This is a genomic window from Aminobacter sp. P4_H6_2 (assembly GCF_056400805.1).
This window is the reverse complement of record NZ_JBFUKO010000768.1, coordinates 1-2,291: the sequence shown is the minus strand read 5'-3', so window position 1 is coordinate 2,291 and position 2,291 is coordinate 1. Positions and strand designations below refer to the sequence as shown.

Here is a 2,291-nt window from a genome sequence, read left to right as displayed (position 1 = left end):
ACCGATAGGTAGGAGAGTGAGGTTGAACTGACCATCTGAACCAAGGCGGTCTGTGGCCGCCTTGATCACGATCAACCTCGCTCTCCAAATGTTGCCGCTCCCCCCGACATGGTCCTTGGCCCTCGTGCGGCGCTATCTTCTGGTCACAGCAAGCCGGGCAGGTCTCCACAATTGTGATCAGTCCGGTGACAGAGGATTTAGAAATCTTCAACGGGATCGATGCCTCGGCTGTCGAGGGCATCGGAACCGACCCTGACTTCAACGCCAACTGGGACTGCCAGCTGCGGACGCCTGCCCCGCGGCGCCTGTAGGCAGGCGTGCTTGCAGTATCCCGATCGACGATTGATCGAGCTCACAACGATAGCGCGATCCGCGCTGACCCAGCTGGCTTTGGCACTCGGAATCGAAGAACAGTGCGAGCGCGACCCGATACTTTTACTGGATCTGTGTCTCTTTTTTGGCGCGACGATCGCCGCAAACGACGTGACCCGATCTATTTAGGCAAGGCGGGGGCATTCGGTATCGGGCAATAACGTCGAATCGGCGGCTCGCTTCCGCATCCTCCAGCCGGCCGCCAGTCGTCGCGATACATCTCTCCGGCCCCCTAGGCAGCCGGTAGCTTCACGATTGGTGGGTAGGTCGGCAGGACCACTGTCGCGACAACCCCCCTTGTCGAATCTGTCAAGTTAGTCATATATGATGTAATAAATAATATTAATCACCGTATCTGGATCATTGCAATGGGCTCGCCGAAATCAAAATCCGCCCTCGAAAGGCTTGGACACGACGTCCGCGGCGCTCGTTTGCGGCGCGGCATTGCCATGGCCGATCTGGCGGTGCGGGCGGGCACGTCGCCAAGCACCGTCGCACGTCTCGAAAAGGGGGATCCCGGTGTCGGGATCGGCACGCTCGCGGATATCCTGGTCGTGCTTGGTCTTGTCGACCGGCTGGCCGACCTGATCGACATCCGAAAGGATGATCTGGGTCTGGCATTGACCGCCGAACGCCAGCCGCGTCGCGGACGATCTTTTGCGACCACACTGCGCAGGCAGAAGGCCAAGGGTAAGATGGCAGAGAAGCATCCGGATGTCATCGATCCGGACGGAGCGTCATTCTGATGTCTGACTTCAACGCCCGTGTTGTTCTCGGCGAGAGCCTGATGCCCGTTGGCCAGCTGCGTTTCACGCAGGCCGGGCCGCGGCAATTCTCGACCTTTGCCTATGATCCCGCCTGGGTCGAGAATCCTCGCGCCTTTGCCGTGCAGCCGACCTTTCCTCTTGAAGCTGGGCCATTTCACACACCTGGGCAGCTCGGAAGCATGCGCGACGCATTGGCGGGCGTCTTCGCCGACGCCGCGCCGGACAGCTGGGGCCGCAGGCTTCTCGAACGCACCTATGGCACCGGCCTTTCCGAGTTCGAGTATTTGACGCTGTCCGATGATGCCTGCCGGCAGGGCGCGCTGCGATTTGTGGACGATAGGGGAGAAATCATCCGGGGTGGCGCGGTCGACGCGGTGCCGCGACTGGTCGATCTGGAGGCCATCACGGCCATCGCCCGGGCCTATGAGCAAGGCAAGGAGATATCCGCCGAAGAGATGCAGGCGCTCGCCGGCGCGGGCGGTTCCGGTGGCGCGCGTCCCAAGGCCAATGTCCGAGACGGCGACACGCTCTGGCTTGCCAAGTTCACCTCGGTTCACGACCAGCACCCAATCGAGCGCGTTGAGGTGGCAACGCTCCGCCTCGCTCGAGCCTGTGGCCTCCGCACGCCCGAGTTCAGGCTGGAGCTGGCCGATACACCCTTTCCGGTGGCTCTGATCCAGCGTTTCGATCGGCGCAAAACCGCGCGTATTCCTTACATCTCGGCCCGCACCGCTTTGGGGAAGATAGGAACCGAGCTCGGTTCCTATACGGAGATCGTCGACTTCATGCGGGCAAACGCCGCCGATCCGCAGGGAGATTTCCGCGAACTCTTTCTGCGCCTGATCTTCACCATTCTCGTGTCGAACAAGGATGACCATCTGAAGAACCATGGTTTCCTTTATGTGGGGGCCGGTCGCTGGCGACTGTCTCCGGTTTTCGGCGTGAACCCCGCACCTGACCGCAATCCGCATCTCGAAACGGCAATTCTTGAGGGCGGCGCACATGACCGGTCGATCCGTCTGGCCTTCGAGGCCTGCGAGTTCTTCGAGATCGCCAAGACGGATGCTCGCCAGATGATCCGTGAGACGGCGCAGCGCATCTCTGGGGAATGGCGAGATGCACTTCGACAGGTGGGCGTCTTCAGTACGCTGG

2 protein-coding genes are annotated in these 2,291 nt (G+C 61.2%); both read left to right on the top strand.

Going from position 1 to position 2,291, the window contains the following annotated elements:
* The first annotated feature begins 740 nt into the window (after window positions 1–740).
* Window positions 741–1,118, top strand: coding sequence for a helix-turn-helix domain-containing protein (locus tag AC1DUU_RS29850; RefSeq protein ID WP_476786932.1), 378 nt, complete (start codon window positions 741–743; stop codon window positions 1,116–1,118).
* On the top strand, window positions 1,118–2,291 hold a 1,174-nt coding region (locus tag AC1DUU_RS29845), incomplete at its 3' end, for a type II toxin-antitoxin system HipA family toxin (protein ID WP_476786931.1). The genes AC1DUU_RS29850 and AC1DUU_RS29845, both read left to right, overlap by 1 nt.